The organism is Hymenobacter qilianensis, assembly GCF_014489555.1.
GTDB lineage: Bacteria > Bacteroidota > Bacteroidia > Cytophagales > Hymenobacteraceae > Hymenobacter > Hymenobacter qilianensis.
In genome coordinates, this window is record NZ_CP060784.1 from 1259555 (window position 1) to 1276578 (window position 17024).

Below are 17024 nucleotides of genomic sequence, written 5' to 3' on the forward strand. Positions count from 1 at the left end.
CTTCGCTGTCGCTCTGCATGACCGCCTTTTTTCTTGAAAAGTATTTTATACTCTAGCTCCGAAACCGCAGCAGCGGCCACACCTGGCCGGCTGGGAATTCGGTTTGTTCCGCGGGTAGTTCCAGGAAACCGTCGCAGTGAAGCAGGCTGGCTAAGTCGCCGGAGCCGCCGGCTCGTTGCGGGTGAGCCAGCAGGCGGCCGTCGGGGCCATCTCTAGTCGCACGGGCAGGAAGTGAGTGAGGCGCGGACGAAAGCTGACATCAGTGACCAGCTCAGCTACTGCGGCAGGAGCGGGGGCATTTCGGGCGACTGGCAGGCGCGGAGCCAGGGCTGCACGTAGCGGTAGTAGTTTACGAAGGTGGATACCGGATTGCCGGGCAAGGCAAATACTACCGCGCCGCCTGGCTGCTGCCCGAACCAAAACGGCTTACCCGGCCGCTGCTCTACTTCGTGAAAAATCTGCTCCACGCCTAGCTCGCGCAGCACGCCGGGCAGGAAATCGGCTTGCCCTTTGGATACACCACCGCTGAGCACTACCGCATCGAATTCGCGGAGCAGTTGGGGCAAACCTTGGCGCAGAACGTCCTGGTCGTCGATGAAATGAAACGCTTCGGTAGTGGCGCCGGCGGCCTGGGCAGCGGCTTGCAGCATGGCAGCATTGGAGCGCCGAATCTGGTGGGGCAGCGGCTGCTCCGCCACGTCCACCAGCTCATCGCCGGTGCTGACGATGGCGAGGCGGGCCAGCCGCGTAACCAACACTGTGGCCGCACCAATAGTAGCCGCCACGGCTATTTCGGCCGGGCCGAGGCGGGTACCGGCAGGCACCAGTAAGTCGCCCTGGTGACGGTCGGCAGCGCGGGCATGCACGTTGTGACCGGCTCGTTCAGGCAAGCCTTGAATGGTAACGGTGCGTTGGCCATCAACTTCTTGAAAAGTCACGTCTTCGTAGCGCACCACTGTATCAGTGCCGGGCGGCAACACCGCGCCGGTCATAATTTCGACGGCGGCTTGCGGATTCTGTAGCGGCTGCGGGGGGCTCCGGCGAACTGAATAGTCTCAATGGGAAACGTAATTTGCCCCCCAGCTACGGCCTCGAACACCAGCGCAATGCCATCCATCGCTACTCGGTTGAAGGGCGGAAAGTCGCGGTCGGCGGTAAGGTCCTGACGCAGTACGCGGCCGGTAGCAGCCAGCAGCGGCACCGTTTCGGCAGGCAGCGGGCGGACGGTAGTTAGAACAAGACGTTCGGCTTCGGCGACAGAAATCATAGAAAACGGAGAATAGTTGGACGGAAAACACCGAAGCACGTTTGTGGTTGCGTATCGTAAATTGGGTTTATTCTGGCTGTTTGCCGCGTGAGCTGTTATAGTTTCGGAATGTATTCCTCTACTTTTCAATCCTGCTAATAAAAAGGCGGTCATGTAGAGCGAAGCGAAGCATCTCGCGTGTTTACCAAGGTCACTAATCAGCCGTCAGCACGCGATATGCTTCGCTGCCGCTCTGCATGACGTATAAGTAAGAAAAGCTCACCAATATGTCTGAATCCCATTCGCTTACTCACCTCAACGCCGCTGGCCAGCCGTCTATGGTTGATGTGGGGGGCAAAATTGCTACCCGCCGCGTGGCTCGCGCCCGCAGCCGCGTGGTGCTGGGCGCCGAAATTCTGGCGCTGGTGCAGGCCGGTGATTTGCCCACCAGGAAAGGTCCCGTGTTTCAAACCGCGATTCTGGCCGGCGTAATGGCCGCTAAGAAAACCGCCGACCTGATTCCGCTCTGCCACCCGCTGGGGCTCGACGACTGCCAGGTGCGCATTGAAGTAGCCGCGCCCGATGCCATCATCATCGAATGCACAGCTACCGTAACGGGCAAAACCGGCGTAGAAATGGAGGCGCTGATGGGGGCTTCCGTGGCGGCGCTTACGGTGTATGATATGTGTAAGGCATTGTCGCACAACATTGTTATCAGCGAAACCCGCCTGATCGAGAAGACCGGCGGCAAAAAAGATTTCCACCATGTCGACGAATAAAACTTCCACCGATTTGCCCCCAAACCCCGTACCAAGCACGCCGCGCTGGCCCGCCCCAACATCGGTGAGTTTGGCCGCCACGAGCTGGCTATTTTGGGTGCGCCCTGTGGCAAAATAAAGGACCTGGTGGCCCGCCTGCTGCCGCACTTGGCGCCGGCGCTGAGCGTGGGCTACGTAGATGCCGACCACGCCACCGCCGACGCCGATGATACGGCCGGCGCCAGCGCCATACTACAAGCCGGTGCCACGGCTGAGCTGACCGACAAGATTCAGTTTCGCCGCCTGGATCAGCCACGGGCTATGGACCGGTTTAGTCAGCCGGAGTGGCTGGCGCACCAGAATCTGGTGCTGGTGAACGGCAATCATTTTCGGGCAAAGCAGCAGATTATCATCCTCGACCCAGCCAAGCCTCTGGACCGCAAGCTGGATAAGCTCACTGATGTGCAGCTTATTTTGCGCGTGAACGCCGAGCAGGAGCTACCTGAGTACCTCAAGAATCATTTGCTTAACGCTGGCCAAATCACGGTGCTTGATCTAACGGACACGGAAGGCATTGCAGGATTTATAAAACAATGGTGGCAGGCCAGCGCCCCACCATTGCGCGGCCTGGTCCTGGCTGGGGGGCAAAGTCAGCGCATGCAAACCGACAAAGGACGCCTGCACTACCACGGCCAGGAGCAGCGCGAGTACGTGGCCGAGCTACTAGCTACTGTGTGCACCGACGTGCACGTATCCTGCCGCCCCGACCAGGCAGCCGACTTGCCCGCTTCGCTTCAGCCTCTCCCCGACCGTTTTCTAGATTTAGGTCCTTTAGGGGGCATTTTATCCGCTTTCCAGTTCGACCCCAACGCGGCTTGGCTGGTAGTAGCCTGCGACCTACCTTTCCTCTCCGTCGATACCCTGCAACACCTCGTAGCGCACCGCCAGCCGGGTAAGATGGCCACCGCTTACCAAAGCCCGCACAACGACTTCCCGGAGCCGCTGATTACCATTTGGGAGCCCGGCAGCTACACCACGCTGCTGCAGTTTCTGAGTCTGGGCTATTCGTGCCCCCGCAAGGCGCTCATCAACTCCGACGTGGCGGTATTGAAGGCACCCGATGCGCGCGAATTGCGCAATGTGAACACTCCTGAGGAGCGTGAAACGGCGCAACGGGAATTGGCCTCACCCCCCGGCCCCCTCGCCTAGGGGTAACGCGCTTCAAGCGTTTGCGGGGGAGCCAGACGTCAGTCATTCAACGCCGCACTTTCGGCTCGCGCCTCCAGCACGGCAACCAGTTTCATCCGCTGAAATCAGCATCAAAAAAGCCCCCCAGATATCTTCTGGGGGGCTTTTTTGCTTTGTAAAACCAAGAAAAGAACGCGGTAGCGGTTGCGGAGGCGGCAGCCGACGTAGCCGCGTAGACTGAGCGGCTGGCTCCCCTCTTTTTGGGAGAGGGGGCCGGGGGTGAGGCCTACGGATGCGCGGCCACCCACACCTGCCCGTCCTCAAACTCTTCTTTCTTCCAGATCGGCACCACTTTTTTCAGGGTGTCGATGATAAACTGACAGGCGGCAAACGACTCGGCGCGGTGGGGCGTAGATACGGCTACCACCACGGCTACATGACCAATTTCAAGCGTGCCTTTGCGGTGCACAACGGCTATTTTTTGTAGCATTGGCCACTTTTCCTGGGCCTGCTCGGCCACGAGGCGCATTTGGTGCACCGCCATGGCATCGTAGGCTTCATAGTGCAGGCGCACCACCGGCCGGCCAGTCGATTGGTTGCGAACCGTACCGATAAAGGCGTTGACAGCTCCCGCGCCTTCGGCTTCTACGGCAGCAATGGTAGCGGCTACATCAATTGGCTGGTCGGTGAGTTCAATGAGCATTGGCAAAGTTTAGCGAGGAGAAATAGGCACCTATAATTAACTGGGGGGCTTTTTAGCCGCCGCTGACGGGCGGAATAAGCGCAATTTCGTCGCGCTCGTGCAATTGATAATCATCGGCGGCATACTCGCTGTTTACGGCTACGGCGCAGCTGGTTAGGTCACGCAGCTTTGGATATTGCGTGCGGAGCTGTTCCATGAGGCCGGCCACCGATTGCGTGTCGGGTGCGGTCAACTCCAGCTCGGAGCTGCCGACAATTTCTTTTGTGATGCCGAAAAGAGAAAGTTTGAGTTTCATTTGTTGAGATGTCAGTTCGTAAATTGAGCCTATCTGAAGGCGCTGCGTAAAGCAAAGTACATCGAACCATTTTTGTTCCGAAACCGTCCGGTTTACGACGCCGAACGTTATAGATTGCCGCTGCCTTTCACCTCGTCTATGCCTGTTGCTCCTTCCGTTTTGTACGATAATCACGGCCGTCCGCTCGAATACGTGCGCGTGGCCGTTACGGACAGATGCAACCTGCGCTGCTTTTACTGCATGCCCGCCGAAGGTATCGAGTATATGCCCAAGCGCGATCTGCTGAGCTACGAAGAAATGGAGCGCGTGGTCGGTATTTTGGCCGGATTAGGCGTGCGCAAAGTACGGCTTACCGGTGGTGAGCCCTTCGTGCGCCGCGACCTTGTGCCTTTTATGGATCGGCTGAGCCGGATTCCGGGCATTCAGGATATCAGTCTGACAACCAATGGCGTACTCACCGCTCCGCACATCCCCGAGCTGGTGCGCATGGGCATCCGCAGCGTTAATTTAAGCCTCGATACACTCGATCAGGCCCGCTTCCTGCGCATTACCCGCCGCGATGAGCTACCCCGCGTGCTGGACACATTATACAAGTTGCTGGCTACCAACATTGCGGTCAAAATAAACGCGGTGGTAATGGATGGGCAGAACATCGAAGACCTGATTCCGCTGGCCGAGTTTACCCGCGAACTGCCCGTTGATGTGCGTTTTATTGAAGAAATGCCCTTCAACGGCGGTAGCCACGGCGCCATTGCGCTGCCCTGGAACCACATTCGCATTCGGGAGCATTTGCGGGGGGCTTTTCCAGGTCTGCACGCGCTGCCTACGCCGGCTGGCGCTACGGCTACGGCCTACGCTATTCCGGGCCACATGGGCCAGATAGGCATTATTGCTGCCTACTCACGGACTTTCTGCGGCACCTGCAACCGCATTCGCCTTACGGCGGAAGGCGGGCTCAAAACATGCCTTTATGACCAAGGCGTACTCGATGTGCGGGCGTTGCTGCGCAACGGTGGCCCCGACGAAGAGGTACGCGCCGCGCTGATCCATGCTTTCCGCCACCGCGCCGCCGATGGCTTCGAGGCCGAGCGGCAGCGTCCCGTACATCAGCTTAATTTCGAGTCGATGTCGACAATCGGGGGCTAAGCTTTCGATTTCAGGTATTGCTTCTAAGCGATGCTGAAGCAGAGCTATTTAGGCTTTTAACGAGATTTTAATTTGCGTTCACTTTGCGTTCACTTTGCGTTCACTTTGCGTTCACTTTGCGTTCACTTTGCGTTCATTTAAAAAATACACCATTTAAGTAAGTATTAACACATATTTGACGCTACATGCTGCTTTTACTATTTAAGTATTATTTCAAGAAAATACAGTCCTGCTCAGCTTGCGCAATAGGTGAGAGAGTTGGAAATTGCAGGTATGAAACCTTTGCAACCCTCTGACTTGATGCAGCGTGACGGGCGCGAGCGGGCAGTCGCCTGGGCTCTAACCATTACGCAAAACACACCGCTGGCACCTGCACAGCGTGAGCAGCAGTTATTAAATCAGTTTGTAGCCGGCGAACTCTCTCTGGACGAGGTAATTACCCTTCTGGATGAGGGGACAGAGGACTAGAAATATTTACCCCTCTTGAATCAAACGATTCGTTAAGAATGGCGCAGAAAGTACAGTGCGTTCGATTCTTCCCAGTGCCCGGCAGCCGGTAAAACTCCTCCACGCTCTTAGCAATAGGGCACTCAGCATTATCGTGGTATACATCCTTAACACCGATGCCACGCACTAAAGAATAAAATGGAGGAATGCGCTTCATAAGAAGCTCAACGGTAAAACACGGTTTTTGGTTGAGCTAAAGGAGAGCTTTGCAGGCTGTTATGCCTTACGGCTATTACAAGGCTTACTTCCTGGTAAATAAAAGCTTACGCCAAGCTGCGGCTAACTTATGCAGCCCACACCCGACTTAGTTGCGCCGCTTGCCGTAGTGTAATAGCTTAGTTGTAAATTAGCTTACCTACTCGGCCACCAGCAACTAGGCGCAAGCCTATGCCATGAAACTTTTCCTTGTTGCATTTGGCGTAGCCTTGGTGCTATATGCGGCGGTGTGCTGCCTGCTTTATTACAAGCAGGAAAGTCTGCTGTTCTTTCCGCAAAAATTGCCCCCCGGCTACCGATTTTCCTTCCCTGTTCCCTTCGAGGAGCGCTGGATACCGGCCGCCGATGGGACGCGCCTGCATGGCTTACTCTTCACCACGCCAGACCCGAAAGGCCTCATCTTTTACCTGCACGGCAACGCTGGCTCGCTGACCAGTTGGGGTGATGTAGCGCCGGTTTACACCCGCCTTGGTTACGACGTGTTTATGCTCGACTACCGGGGCTACGGCAAAAGTGAGGGCACAATCAGCACTGAAAAGCAGTTCATTAGCGATGCTGAGGTGGCGTATGAGCATGTCAAAGTTCGGTACCACGAAAACCAAATTGTGGTGGTGGGCTATTCGCTGGGTACGGGGCTGGCAACCTGGCTCGCTGCTCATTATCAGCCCAGACTGCTCATTCTGCAAGCTCCGTACTACAGCTTTCAAGACTTGGCTCAGCACTTTTACCCCTGGGTACCGGGCGTATTGCTGCGCTACCCCATGCGCACCCACGAGTTATTGCCGCAGGTAAAAGCGCCGGTGGTGCTCATCCACGGCGACCAGGATGAGGTAGTATACTATGGCTCGTCATTGAAGCTCAAACCCTTGCTCAAACCCACCGACCGGCTTATTACGCTCCCCGGAATCGGGCACAACGGCATGACCGAAACTCTTATCTACCAGACGATAATCCGGGGTATCCTGAGCGCGCCGACGGTATAACTCTGTGGTTTGCCTGCGCAATACATGTGTTTGCTGCCCCAATTACTTGCCCAAGCCAGCCCAACCGCGCTGCATAGCATAGTACACCGCCGTACCAATCACCAGTCCTACCAGATACCCATACGGTAGCCCGCCACACAGCAAACCTACCAGCAGGGCCACCAGCAAATCGGCGCGGGAGCCGGTCAGGTCGCGGATGAGAGCGGCTAGCGTCAGGGATTCAAACAAGAGCAGAATACCAAGTATAGGCAGCGGGAATATCTGCACAATTTGGGCGAAGCCCTGGCTGAAAAACAGGCCCATCACCAAAAAAAGCCCCCATATAGAATAACGGAGCCCCCGGAGCGTGCCCCAAACGCATGGTGCCCTACCAGCCCCCGGAGCCGTGGCACACCGGAACCCCGCCAAAAAACGGATTGACCAGATTCATCAGCGAGTAAGTGAAGCTGATTTGGCGGACAGTAATGCGGCGCTCGGGGAAGAAGTCGGTGAGGACTTGCTTGGTGGCCAGAATGGAATTGCCGAGGGAAAGCGGGATCTGAGGCAAGGCCAGTAACAGGGCTCCGGTCAGCACATCGGCACGGTTGGGCGTATGCCAGGTAGGTAAATGGAAGCCCAGCGCGGCGTAAGATGATGTAAGATCGAGCTTGAAAACCAAGGCATAAATGCCCCCAGCGCAATGACCAGCAGGGCCGCCGGCCAGCGACGGTTGCCAAGCAGCGCCACCGTGACGCCAAACGCGGCGGCAGCCAACAAATAGCCCCCAAGCCATCGGCGGGCACATATTCCTTGAGCGCCAGAGAAGCCAGTTGCAAGGCCAACCCCAACTGAATACCGCGTACCACGGGTTTGGGCACCAGTCGGGCCAGCCCATCAATCAGCCCCAATACCGACAGCAGGAACATGACCACACCAATGGCCAGCCCACCACCAAAGATGACGTTGCCGGGCAGTTTTTGGGCAATAACGAGGGCCGCAAACGCCTTCAGTGGTTGCACTGGCATGGGCAGTCCGTACCAAAATCCCGAAAAAAGCTGCATCAGCCCAAACATGATCAGCACACTGGCGCTATCAACGTTTGAGGCGGCAATGATGCCAATAAGCAGCGGCAGATCGGTGCCCAAATCCCCGAAAGCCCCGCCAGCTCATTGCGGTCAAAACGAATATGGCGCGGGGTTGGGGCGATACTGGGGGCATTTTTGGCACTTATAATCTTACTGAAGAGCTGCTTGGACAAGTGGCTGGAGCAATTATTCTAGCGACGCTTATGCCTCCTGCAACCAGCGCGTGGTCTCGCCTTCGTCATCAAAAACATTGACCAGAAAAGGACGCTCCGGCGCGAGCATATACGCCACGTGCTGCTGGTGCGCCGGGTCATTGCGGAAGCGGTCGTAGATATAAGTCGAATTCAGAACGCCTAAGCGCAGGCGCTGGGGCAATAATCGGGCGGCGGCTTGGGGGTAGAAGGTAGCACTGGCCCACGCACTCAGCTGCGGATCGGTGTTTTCGCGGCGGCGCACATCCAGCAGCCAGCGGGCGCAGCTATGTTCAGCCGCCACTTCCAGCATGGCCTGATAATCAGCCTGCAAGACCGGCAGGGACGCATCCTGGTGCCAGCGCACAATCAAAATTCCTAAATCGGGGCGGTAAGCAATGGTGCGGGTGGTGGTATCCAACGGGGTAGAATTAGAGCAGAATAGGCAGGCTCGGGTCAAATATGCATCGAATACTCTACTTAGCATGGATGCATGGTAAACTACTAGCTTCTGAAATCCTCCCTCAATACTGCGGCATAGTTGGATCAACCTCCAGCGCCCAGGCATGAATGCCCCCCGTCAGGTTTTGCAGATTGGTGAAGCCCGCCTTGGTTTGCAGCTCCGTAATAGCCGCCGCGCTCCGCCCGCCGTGGTGGCAATACACCACAATGGGGTGATGGCGAGGCAACAGGCTGGCGCGAGCCACTACCTGGCTCAGCGGAATAAGGGTAGCCCCGGCAAATGAAAGCGGTAATACTCCTCCGGCTCACGCACATCCAGCAGAAACGGCGGCGCTTCGGAGGCCAAAAGCTCTGCCAGCTCCGGCGCTGTTATGGCTACTGGCGTGGCCGAGCAGAGCTCCGCATAATCGGTGGGGGAAGCCGTGCTAAGGTTGAGTAGGGAGTGCTCGGGGTGGCGCGAAAAGCGCAGAATGCGCGACTGAAAACTCAGCGCATCGAATACCCAAAGCCGGCCGCGCAGCACTTCGCCCAGCCCCATCAGCACTTTGAGCGCCTCCGTTGCCTGGGCGCAGCCAATGAGCCCGGGCAGCACGCCCAACACACCGGTGGTGTCGCAGTTAGGCGCCTCGGCCGCCGAGGGCGTCGTCGGGAACAGGCAGCGATACGTAGGGCCGTCTTGGTAATTGAACACCGAAACCTGCCCTTCAAACTTATAAATGGCCCCCGAAACCAGTGGTCGGCCCACGCTCACGCAGGCGTCGTTGAGCAGGTAGCGGGTGGCAAAATTATCGGAGCCATCGACCACCAGATCGTAGGCGCCCACCAGCTTCTCAACGCTCACCCGGTCTACGCGCCGGGCGTGGATTTCGCATCTGATGGATGGATTGAGGCGCTTTACAGCACGGGCGGCGGCTTCGGCCTTCATTTGGCCAATATCGGCGTTGCCGAACAGAACCTGGCGCTGCAAATTGCTGAGCTCCACCCGGTCGGAGTCGGCAATGCCGAGCGTCCCGACGCCGGCGGCGGCCAGGTATTGCAGCACCGGACAGCCCAGGCCGCCAGCGCCTACCACCAGCACCCGCGCCCCCAGCAGCCGCGCCTGGCCCTCCTCCCCTATTTCGGGCAGCTGAAGGTGGCGGCGGTAGCGTTGACGGTCTTCTTGAGTAAGCATAGAACAGATAAGTAACTATAGAAACCTAGCTAAAGCAAATTTAGGTTTATCCACAAAGGTGAGCGGCACGTCTGATTGGGTCACTATCGTTGCTGATAATGTTTAATGTATACTCATCCATTTAAAATCCACCTGTTTGTCATCCTAAGGCACGAAGGACCTTTTCACACCAGGAAAGTCGTACAACTGCTATAAAGTCCTTCGTGTCTCAGGATGACAGGAAAAATAACACCCCACAAAGACTATCTGCAAGTACGCCTCTCTACACCTGTAGGCTAAACTAACGTAGGCACTAAGAGTTAATCATCAGCTGATAACTACCGCTTTTTCCGTTTCTTAATTCCTGCACTCGTGTCCGCGCCCGTTTTTTTGCCCCCCACCAGCTACGATTACGTCACTGTGCACAAGGTGCAGGGCGAAGAAATAACAGTAGCCTCCGATGTGCTGGCCGCCGAAGAGCCCCTAGAAATTCGGATTGGCTACGGGCCCAGCGGGCAGCGCGAGCATCGTACCCTGTCCATTACCATGCGCACGCCGGGCCACGACTTTGAGCTGGCCGCGGGCTTCCTACTCACCGAAGGCATCATTCGGGGCCGGCAGGAGTTGCAGGGCGTCATCTATTGCCCCGATGTAGAAAAAGAAGAAGAGCGCGAAAATGTAGTGCGGGCCGAGCTTTCCCCCACGGCCACCCCCGACTTGCCCCGCCTGGAGCGCCACTTTTATACCAGCAGCAGCTGCGGCGTCTGTGGCAAAACCAGCATCGACGCGGTGCACGCGGCTTCCTGCCCGGTGTTGCCCAAAAATGCCCCCCACGTAAGCGCGGCCGTCATTCATCAGCTGCCAGAGCGGCAGCGGGCGGCCCAAGCCTTGTTTGAGCAAACCGGCGGCTTGCACGCAGCGGCTTTGTTTTCGCCCGAAGGCGAATTGCTGCTGCTGCGCGAAGATGTGGGCCGGCACAATGCTCTGGACAAAGTAATTGGCGCGGCTCTGCTGCAAGAACAGCTTCCCCTGCACCACACCATACTGCTGGTGAGTGGGCGGGCATCATTTGAGCTGGTGCAAAAGGCGGCCGTGGCCGGCATTCCCATGATGGCTGCCGTAGGCGCCCCCAGCTCTTTGGCCGTAAAAGCCGCGAAAGACTTTGGAATGACGCTTTGCGGCTTCGTGCGCCAAGGCCGCTATAATGTATATTCGGGCGAGTGGCGCATAAGCGCTACTGCGTCTGACACATAAACCTTGCTACCCATGAAACTACGCATTGAGGATAACTCGCTTCGTTTGCGCCTGTCGGAGGCGGAAGTGCACCAATTTGCCGAAACGGGACGGGTAGCAGCCGTAGTCCCGCTAGGTCCAGCCGCCACCGACGCCCTGACTTACGCTCTTGAGCGCGTAGAAACGGAGCATTTTCGGGTCTCATACGGTGCCGGCGCCATCACCGTGAAGGTGCCCGCCACGCTGGCCAATCAATGGACCACAACCGATCAAAATGGGTTGTCGGCAACCTTACTGCTCACCGATACTCAATCACTCAAGGTTTTAATCGAAAAGGACCTGGATTGTCGGCACTAGTGGCGTAACTTTCTCTTACGCTCTTCGTGGATGGTTTTGGCTAAAGTGCTTGAAAACCAATAAAAACCTTTTTTTGTTGACAACAATCCAGACTGTACGTATTTAATAGAGTTTCGCTGTTTCGTTGCGCCCACCCACCTTCATTCTCAGCTCTTATTATGGAAAAGTCCCCCGCCGAAGACCCCAGCAAAGCCGGCCGCACTCACGAGCAAACGGCCCAGGACAACGTGCCCAAAAGCGGGGAACGTCCTGATCAGGGAGTAGCGCCCACCAACGACCATTATAATCCCGAAGGACAGTTGAAGAAGGAAGAAGAACACATTCCGGCCCCCGAGGTGGCGCGCGCCAAATACCTGTTTCCGGTGTTGGCCCAGCCCGTCGAAACCCTGACTGGCCTGAAGCTGGAAGAGCGCATGAAAGTAGCTGCTGGGGTTACGGCCGTTATCAAATCTATGCAGTTCAGCTGGAGCGAGGGTGGCATGAACCGTGGCACCCGCGGCCTGCTTAAGATGAACCAGAAGGACGGCTTCGACTGCTCTAGCTGCGCCTGGCCTGACCCCGACGACCACCGCTCCGTGGCCGAGTTCTGCGAGAACGGCGCCAAAGCTACCGCCTCCGACGCCGACGATAAAAGCTGCGGCCCCGAGTTCTTTGCTAAGCACAGCCTCGCTGACCTATCGCGCATGACCGACCGCGACCAGAACAACGCCGGCCGCCTCACGCACCCGCTCATCAAACGCCCCGGCGGCACCCACTACGAGCCCGTCGAGTGGATGGAAGCCTTCCAGATCATTGGCCGGGAGCTGAACGCGCTTTCCTCGCCCGACGAGGCGGCGTTTTATACCTCGGGCAAAGTGCCCAACGAGCCGGCTTTCCTGTTTCAGCTTTTCGTGCGCGAGTTTGGCACCAACAACCTGCCCGACTGCTCCAATATGTGCCACGAGAGCAGCGGCTCGGCCCTAAGCCCCACGCTGGGTCTGGGCAAAGGCTCTGTCACGCTCAATGACATTCACGAGGCCGAGGTTATTCTGGTTATTGGCCAGAATCCCGGCACCAACCACCCGCGCATGCTCACGGCTTTGCAGAAAGCCAAGCGCAACGGGGCCAAAATCATCAGCGTAAATCCGCTGATCGAAGCCGGTCTGAACCACTTCAAAAACCCTCAGGATTTCATGAACCCGGTGCGGGCCCTGGGCGCTCTGATGGGCGACGGCACGCAGATTACGGACGTATACCTGCAAGTACGCGTGGATGGCGACATGGCCCTGCTGCGCGGCATTATGAAGCATTTGTTTGAAGCCGAAGACCGCAACCCTGGCCAAGTGGTAGACCGCGCTTTTGTGAATGAGTTCACTACAGGCTTCGAGTCTTTTGAGCAGAATATTCGCAACACGAGCTGGGAGGATATCGAGGAAATCAGCGGTGTTTCGCGGGCCGAGCTGCTGGAAGCGGCTAACCTCATTGCCAACAAGCAGAAAATCATCACCTGCTGGGCCATGGGCGTTACGCAGCAGCGCAAGGGCGTCGAAACCATCCAGGAAATCATCAACCTGCAACTGATGAAGGGCGCCATCGGCAAGCCGGGCGCGGGCACTTGCCCGGTGCGTGGCCACTCCAACGTGCAGGGCGACCGGACCATGGGCATCTGGGAAAAGCCGCACAAAAACTTTCTGGACGCGCTGGAAAAGGAGTTCGGCTTCTCGCCGCCCCGCGAGCAAGGCTTGGATACCGTGGAAAGCATCAAGGCTATGGTACTGGGCAAAATCAAAGTGTATTTCAGTCTGGGGGGCAATTTATTAGCCGCGGGCCCCGATACCGAGCTGATTGCCGAAGGTATGCGCAAGCAGAAGCTGACCGTGTTTGTGGGCACCAAGCTCAACCGCGGCCACCTCGTAACCGGCGAAACCAGCTTGTTGCTTCCCTGCTTCACCCACCTGGATATCGACATGCAGAAGTCGGGCCACCAGATGACGTCCTGCGAGAACTCGATGGGCGTAGTTAGCCAAAACAAAGGCGTGCTGGTGCCGCTCGATGGGCAGATGCTGAGCGAAGTAGCCATCATCAGCGGTATGGCCCTGGCCACCATCGGGCACCGGACCAAGGTAGATTGGGTAGCCATGACCCAGAACTACGACAACATCCGCGACCATATTGCCCGCGTGATTCCGGGCTTCGAGAACTTCAACGAGAAGCTCCGCCGTCCGGGGGCTTTTATTTGCCCAACGGCCCCCGTGAGCGGAAGTTTACAACTGAGAACGGCAAAGCCAACTTCACTACCACTACCCTGGAAAAGCCCCTCCTGGAGCCCGACCAACTGGTATTGATGACCGTGCGCAGCCACGACCAGTTCAACACGACCATTTACGAGTACAACGACCGCTACCGGGGCATCCACGGCGAGCGACGCGTGCTGTTCATGAATAAGCAGGACATGGCCGCCCGCAGTATTAAAGCCAAGGACCTGATCGACATCACCAGCCACTATGAAGGCGAGCAGCGCACCGTAGAGAAGTTCGTGGCCGTGCCGTATGATATTCCCAAAGGCAACGTGTGCGCTTACTTCCCCGAGGCCAACCCACTGGTACCAATTTCCAGCGTGGCTAAGGTGAGTAATACGCCTACTTCCAAGTATGTGGTGGTGACGGTGGTACCTGCTGCCGTTTCTAATGGCGCTTCGGAAAAGGCAATGGCTCGGGAAGCGGTGGAGGCGTAAGCTTCTTAGGCGGCGAAAAAGCCCCCAACGATTGGCCTCACCCCCCGACCCCCTCGCCTAGGGGTAACGCGCTTCAAGTGTTTGCGGGTGAGCCTGACGTTAATCGTTCTACGCCGCACCTTCGGCTTTCGCCTCAGGCACTACTACGAGTTCCATCCGCCAAGCTCAGATCCAAAAAAGCCCCCAGATTTTTCTGGGGGCTTTTTTACGTTGCAAAAAATCTAAGTCGGTAGCGGTTGCGGAGGCGACAGGCGACGTAGCCACGTAGAACGATTAACGTCAGGCTCACCCGCAAACACTTGAAGCGCGTTACCCCTAGGCGAGGGGGTCGGGGGTGAGGCCAATCGCCAGGGGTAAACCTAGAACGGATAGCCGATACCGATATTCAGGCGCACGGCCTTAAAGCCGGAGTCCAGCTTATTATAATCATCGCCATTCGGCGTTTGGAAAGCTGAATTCTCAAACGGATAAATGAGCGGGTAGGCCGCATCGAAACGGATAACGAAGAACTGCACGTCGATGCGGATGCCGGCGCCGGCGCCCACGGCTAATTCCCGAAAGAAGCTGTTGAATTTGAACTGGCCGTTTTTGCCGTCGGGCTGGCCGTTGGCATCGAAGGTAGGGCGGTCGGCATCGGCATTAATCAGCCAGATGTTACCCGCATCAACAAACAGAGCGCCTTTCACATACGGAAACAAATCGTGGCGGTATTCGATGTTGGCTTCCAGACGCATGTCGCCGACCTGGTCGTAGAAGCTGGTTACATCTTCCGGGTCCTGAGAGCGGTACGTGCCCGGTCCGATGCCCCGCGCGGCGAAGGCCCGCACGCTGTTCGGTCCTCCAATACCGTACTGCTTCAGATAAGGCAGCACATTGGAGTTCTTATACGGCACGCCCACTCCAATCAGCAAGCGCGTAGCAAAGCGGTTGCCGCTGGTAGCGTCGGGCGACACGCGGAAGTAGTCGCGAAACTCCAGGTTGACCTTGGTGTACTGCGAAAACTCCTGCCCAAACAGCTCGTAGTTGCCCTGCTCATTCTGGGGGGCTCCTTTAGTGCTTTGCAGCAGGTACGCCAAGTTGCCGGCCAGCTCTACTCCTCCGCTAAAATAAATCTGGTTGCGGCGCTGCTCCAGCACCTGCTGGTTGTAGGTATAGGTGTAGCTGCTACCCAAAACAAACTGCTGACGGAAGCTATTGGCCAGGAAAGGCCGCTCACGCAATAAAGAATCGAAAGCTGCATCCGTGTTAGCCAGGCGCAGGTATTCTACGTTGATGGGCTGAAGCTGCTGCTCGTTGGTGACCTTGGTTTTCCAACTGTAGCCATAGCCCAGATTAAATACATCCTGCTGAAAAAAGTTGGTGCGCAGCACGTACTTATAGCCCGCGTTGAAGAAAGTGCGGGGCTGAAAATCCGAGTTGCGCAGACGGATATCAAAAGGCGGCGTAATCAGGCGCGGCACCAGCAGCTGCCCATCTACCCCAATGGTGGTTGACGTAACGCCCGACTGAATACCGTTGCCGGTTTCAAATGAGGCCCGCGCATTTATCAGCAGCTGCTCAGCGCCCCGCAGGGCAGAGCGGTTGCGAAACTGCAAGACAATGCCCGGCCCGGTGAAAATGTTGGACACGTTCATCTGTACCTCCGCCCGCAGCGACTTTTTGGGCACCTGCGTCATGCGTACCAGAGAATTGAGGTGGCCGTAGCCCCCCGAATCGGGCTGGTTGGCGGCCCGGTACCGGATGTCCACAAACTTGAAGGTGCCCAGGCTCATCAGTCGGCTCAGCGTCTGGTCGGAGCGGCGGCGGCGGTAAATGCTGTCGGGGTAAATGAAGGTGGCGTTGGTAATAGCCTTAGCCTTAAACACTTTCTCGTCGGGGAAGTAGCGGTAGCCCCGAAACATGACTGGCTCCTTGGCGCCTTCCGTCGTATCAGAAAGAGTATAGTCGGTATCCAGCGTCACCCGATTAAGCACATACGGCTTAGCCGCCTGGGGCGGAATGGTACCCTTAATTTTCAGGTAGACATTCGCTTCATTATCCAGGGTGCTATCTACCTGAAACAGAATATAATCGGGGTTGAAATAATAGTAGCCCTGGTTTTTGAGCGCCGCGTCGATACGTACCCGCTCGTTAATCATGGTTTGCAGGTTGTACGGGTCGCCTACTTTCAGCAGCGAGTTTGGCTCCGTGGCCCGAATAGCGCGGTCGATGAGCGTGTCGCGGTCGGGGAAGTGAATCTCTTTGATCAGATACGGCTTGCCCACCGCCGCCACATAATCAATGGAGGCCGTGTTATCTTTCACCTTCACCTTGCTGCTCACGGCGGGCTTGAAATAGCCATTGTTGTAAAGACGGTTGGTCATCAGCCCCTTTACATTGTTGGTGTCCACGGCGCTCAGCAGCACGGGCTCTTCGCCGTATTTATCGGCCAGCCACTTGCCCAGGCCCTTGGTTTTGCCCTCGCCCATGTGCCAGAAATACAGCTTGGGCCGCAGCCCCAGAATGGAGCTGTTGGGCTTGGGCGTTATCACCGACTCCAACTCCGTCGTCAGCACCGACTCATTCGGAATAGCGCTTTCCGACTTAATCGCGACGGTGCTGCCGGTGTAGAGCTTGCTGCCTTCGGGAATAAACTTGGTGCCGGAGCAGCCAGCCAGCAGCAGGACAAAAAAGCCCCCAGCCACCACTGGGGGGCTTTTTTTGCGATAGCAATAACGGTGTGGGTCGTAGAAGGCACGGAATAAGTTGGAGATTTTGGGTAGATAATGGCAGAATGTAGAACGGAGTGGCACTCCGTTCTTACGCGAAGCGC

17 protein-coding genes and 3 pseudogenes are annotated in these 17024 nt (G+C 57.1%); 8 read left to right on the forward strand and 12 right to left on the reverse strand.

What is annotated here, in order from left to right; genetic code table 11:
- Window positions 1–52 precede the first annotated feature (52 nt).
- The 3 genes and pseudogenes from H9L05_RS26750 to H9L05_RS24850 all read right to left on the reverse strand — a co-directional run.
- Window positions 53–220 (reverse strand): annotated as a pseudogene (locus tag H9L05_RS26750) (hypothetical protein); the annotation flags it as partial.
- 55 nt (window positions 221–275) lie between these two features.
- Entirely contained in the window at window positions 276–992 is a 717-nt protein-coding gene (locus H9L05_RS23180; RefSeq protein WP_262892634.1) for a molybdopterin molybdotransferase MoeA, read from the reverse strand.
- The gene (locus tag H9L05_RS24850; protein WP_262892635.1) at window positions 989–1267 is read right to left on the reverse strand and encodes a hypothetical protein; all 279 of its coding nucleotides are present in this window, start codon (window positions 1265–1267) and stop codon (window positions 989–991) included. The genes H9L05_RS23180 and H9L05_RS24850 overlap by 4 nt, the downstream gene beginning before the upstream one ends.
- Before the next feature lie 266 nt (window positions 1268–1533).
- On the opposite strand from H9L05_RS24850, the gene moaC reads away from it, so the two are divergent.
- Entirely contained in the window at window positions 1534–2025 is a 492-nt protein-coding gene (moaC, locus tag H9L05_RS05840; RefSeq protein WP_187733393.1) for a cyclic pyranopterin monophosphate synthase MoaC, read from the forward strand.
- Between the two features lie 93 nt (window positions 2026–2118).
- Window positions 2119–3213: an NTP transferase domain-containing protein gene (locus tag H9L05_RS05845; RefSeq protein ID WP_223284752.1), complete on the forward strand. Its 1095-nt coding sequence runs from the start codon at window positions 2119–2121 to the stop codon at window positions 3211–3213.
- A gap of 265 nt (window positions 3214–3478) precedes the next feature.
- Here the strand turns inward: H9L05_RS05845 and H9L05_RS05850 are convergent, their stop codons facing one another.
- Together H9L05_RS05850 and H9L05_RS05855 are read right to left on the reverse strand one after the other, a co-directional pair.
- Window positions 3479–3895, reverse strand: coding sequence for a molybdenum cofactor biosynthesis protein MoaE (locus H9L05_RS05850; RefSeq protein ID WP_187733394.1), 417 nt, complete (start codon window positions 3893–3895; stop codon window positions 3479–3481).
- A gap of 52 nt (window positions 3896–3947) precedes the next feature.
- On the reverse strand, window positions 3948–4190 hold the full coding sequence (locus H9L05_RS05855) for a MoaD/ThiS family protein (protein WP_187733395.1): 243 nt from the start codon (window positions 4188–4190) through the stop codon (window positions 3948–3950).
- 138 nt (window positions 4191–4328) lie between these two features.
- On the opposite strand from H9L05_RS05855, the gene moaA reads away from it, so the two are divergent.
- The 3 genes from moaA to H9L05_RS05870 all read left to right on the forward strand — a co-directional run bounded on the left by moaA (window position 4329) and on the right by H9L05_RS05870 (window position 7042).
- Window positions 4329–5336, forward strand: coding sequence for a GTP 3',8-cyclase MoaA (gene moaA, locus H9L05_RS05860; RefSeq protein ID WP_187733396.1), 1008 nt, complete (start codon window positions 4329–4331; stop codon window positions 5334–5336).
- A 282-nt stretch (window positions 5337–5618) separates the two neighbouring features.
- Window positions 5619–5804: a hypothetical protein gene (locus tag H9L05_RS05865; protein WP_187733397.1), complete on the forward strand. Its 186-nt coding sequence runs from the start codon at window positions 5619–5621 to the stop codon at window positions 5802–5804.
- 431 nt (window positions 5805–6235) lie between these two features.
- The gene (locus H9L05_RS05870) at window positions 6236–7042 is read left to right on the forward strand and encodes an alpha/beta hydrolase (protein ID WP_187733398.1); all 807 of its coding nucleotides are present in this window, start codon (window positions 6236–6238) and stop codon (window positions 7040–7042) included.
- Between the two features lie 42 nt (window positions 7043–7084).
- Here H9L05_RS05870 and H9L05_RS23190 read toward each other — a convergent pair whose 3' ends face one another.
- From H9L05_RS23190 to H9L05_RS05885, 6 genes and pseudogenes are all read right to left on the reverse strand, one after another.
- Window positions 7085–7345, reverse strand: a complete 261-nt coding sequence (locus H9L05_RS23190; protein WP_223284753.1) for a hypothetical protein — start codon at window positions 7343–7345, stop codon at window positions 7085–7087.
- 64 nt (window positions 7346–7409) lie between these two features.
- Window positions 7410–7814, reverse strand: coding sequence for a putative sulfate/molybdate transporter (locus tag H9L05_RS23195; RefSeq protein WP_223284754.1), 405 nt, complete (start codon window positions 7812–7814; stop codon window positions 7410–7412).
- A gap of 94 nt (window positions 7815–7908) precedes the next feature.
- A pseudogene (locus tag H9L05_RS26755) lies at window positions 7909–8166 on the reverse strand (putative sulfate/molybdate transporter); the annotation flags it as partial.
- A gap of 141 nt (window positions 8167–8307) precedes the next feature.
- Window positions 8308–8718, reverse strand: a complete 411-nt coding sequence (locus H9L05_RS05880) for a hypothetical protein (RefSeq protein WP_187733399.1) — start codon at window positions 8716–8718, stop codon at window positions 8308–8310.
- 103 nt (window positions 8719–8821) lie between these two features.
- The gene (locus H9L05_RS25875) at window positions 8822–9004 is read right to left on the reverse strand and encodes a rhodanese-like domain-containing protein (protein ID WP_317175118.1); all 183 of its coding nucleotides are present in this window, start codon (window positions 9002–9004) and stop codon (window positions 8822–8824) included.
- An 8-nt stretch (window positions 9005–9012) separates the two neighbouring features.
- Window positions 9013–9930, reverse strand: coding sequence for a HesA/MoeB/ThiF family protein (locus H9L05_RS05885; protein ID WP_317175119.1), 918 nt, complete (start codon window positions 9928–9930; stop codon window positions 9013–9015).
- Between the two features lie 351 nt (window positions 9931–10281).
- Here H9L05_RS05885 and fdhD point away from each other — a divergent pair, with 351 nt between their 5' ends.
- The 3 genes and pseudogenes from fdhD to H9L05_RS05900 all read left to right on the forward strand — a co-directional run bounded on the left by fdhD (window position 10282) and on the right by H9L05_RS05900 (window position 14212).
- The gene (gene fdhD / locus H9L05_RS05890; protein WP_223284755.1) at window positions 10282–11163 is read left to right on the forward strand and encodes a formate dehydrogenase accessory sulfurtransferase FdhD; all 882 of its coding nucleotides are present in this window, start codon (window positions 10282–10284) and stop codon (window positions 11161–11163) included.
- Window positions 11164–11175: 12 nt separating this feature from the next.
- Window positions 11176–11499 (forward strand): DUF7009 family protein, encoded by a 324-nt coding sequence (locus H9L05_RS05895; RefSeq protein ID WP_187733400.1) that lies wholly within the window; start codon window positions 11176–11178, stop codon window positions 11497–11499.
- Window positions 11500–11657: 158 nt separating this feature from the next.
- A pseudogene (locus tag H9L05_RS05900) lies at window positions 11658–14212 on the forward strand (FdhF/YdeP family oxidoreductase).
- A gap of 359 nt (window positions 14213–14571) precedes the next feature.
- Here H9L05_RS05900 and tamL read toward each other — a convergent pair.
- Window positions 14572–16896, reverse strand: coding sequence for a translocation and assembly module lipoprotein TamL (gene tamL, locus H9L05_RS05905; RefSeq protein ID WP_187733401.1), 2325 nt, complete (start codon window positions 16894–16896; stop codon window positions 14572–14574).
- Window positions 16897–17024 lie beyond the last annotated feature (128 nt).

Coding starts and splice junctions, on each gene's coding strand:
- H9L05_RS23180 (WP_262892634.1), bottom strand. CDS start 992: ATGACCGGCGCGGTGTTGCCGCCCGGCACTGATACAGTGGTGCGCTAC.
- H9L05_RS24850 (WP_262892635.1), bottom strand. CDS start 1,267: ATGATTTCTGTCGCCGAAGCCGAACGTCTTGTTCTAACTACCGTCCGC.
- moaC (WP_187733393.1), top strand. CDS start 1,534: ATGTCTGAATCCCATTCGCTTACTCACCTCAACGCCGCTGGCCAGCCG.
- H9L05_RS05850 (WP_187733394.1), bottom strand. CDS start 3,895: ATGCTCATTGAACTCACCGACCAGCCAATTGATGTAGCCGCTACCATT.
- H9L05_RS05855 (WP_187733395.1), bottom strand. CDS start 4,190: ATGAAACTCAAACTTTCTCTTTTCGGCATCACAAAAGAAATTGTCGGC.
- moaA (WP_187733396.1), top strand. CDS start 4,329: ATGCCTGTTGCTCCTTCCGTTTTGTACGATAATCACGGCCGTCCGCTC.
- H9L05_RS05870 (WP_187733398.1), top strand. CDS start 6,236: ATGAAACTTTTCCTTGTTGCATTTGGCGTAGCCTTGGTGCTATATGCG.
- H9L05_RS23190 (WP_223284753.1), bottom strand. CDS start 7,345: ATGGGCCTGTTTTTCAGCCAGGGCTTCGCCCAAATTGTGCAGATATTC.
- H9L05_RS23195 (WP_223284754.1), bottom strand. CDS start 7,814: ATGGCTTGGGGGCTATTTGTTGGCTGCCGCCGCGTTTGGCGTCACGGT.
- H9L05_RS05885 (WP_317175119.1), bottom strand. CDS start 9,930: ATGCTTACTCAAGAAGACCGTCAACGCTACCGCCGCCACCTTCAGCTG.
- H9L05_RS05895 (WP_187733400.1), top strand. CDS start 11,176: ATGAAACTACGCATTGAGGATAACTCGCTTCGTTTGCGCCTGTCGGAG.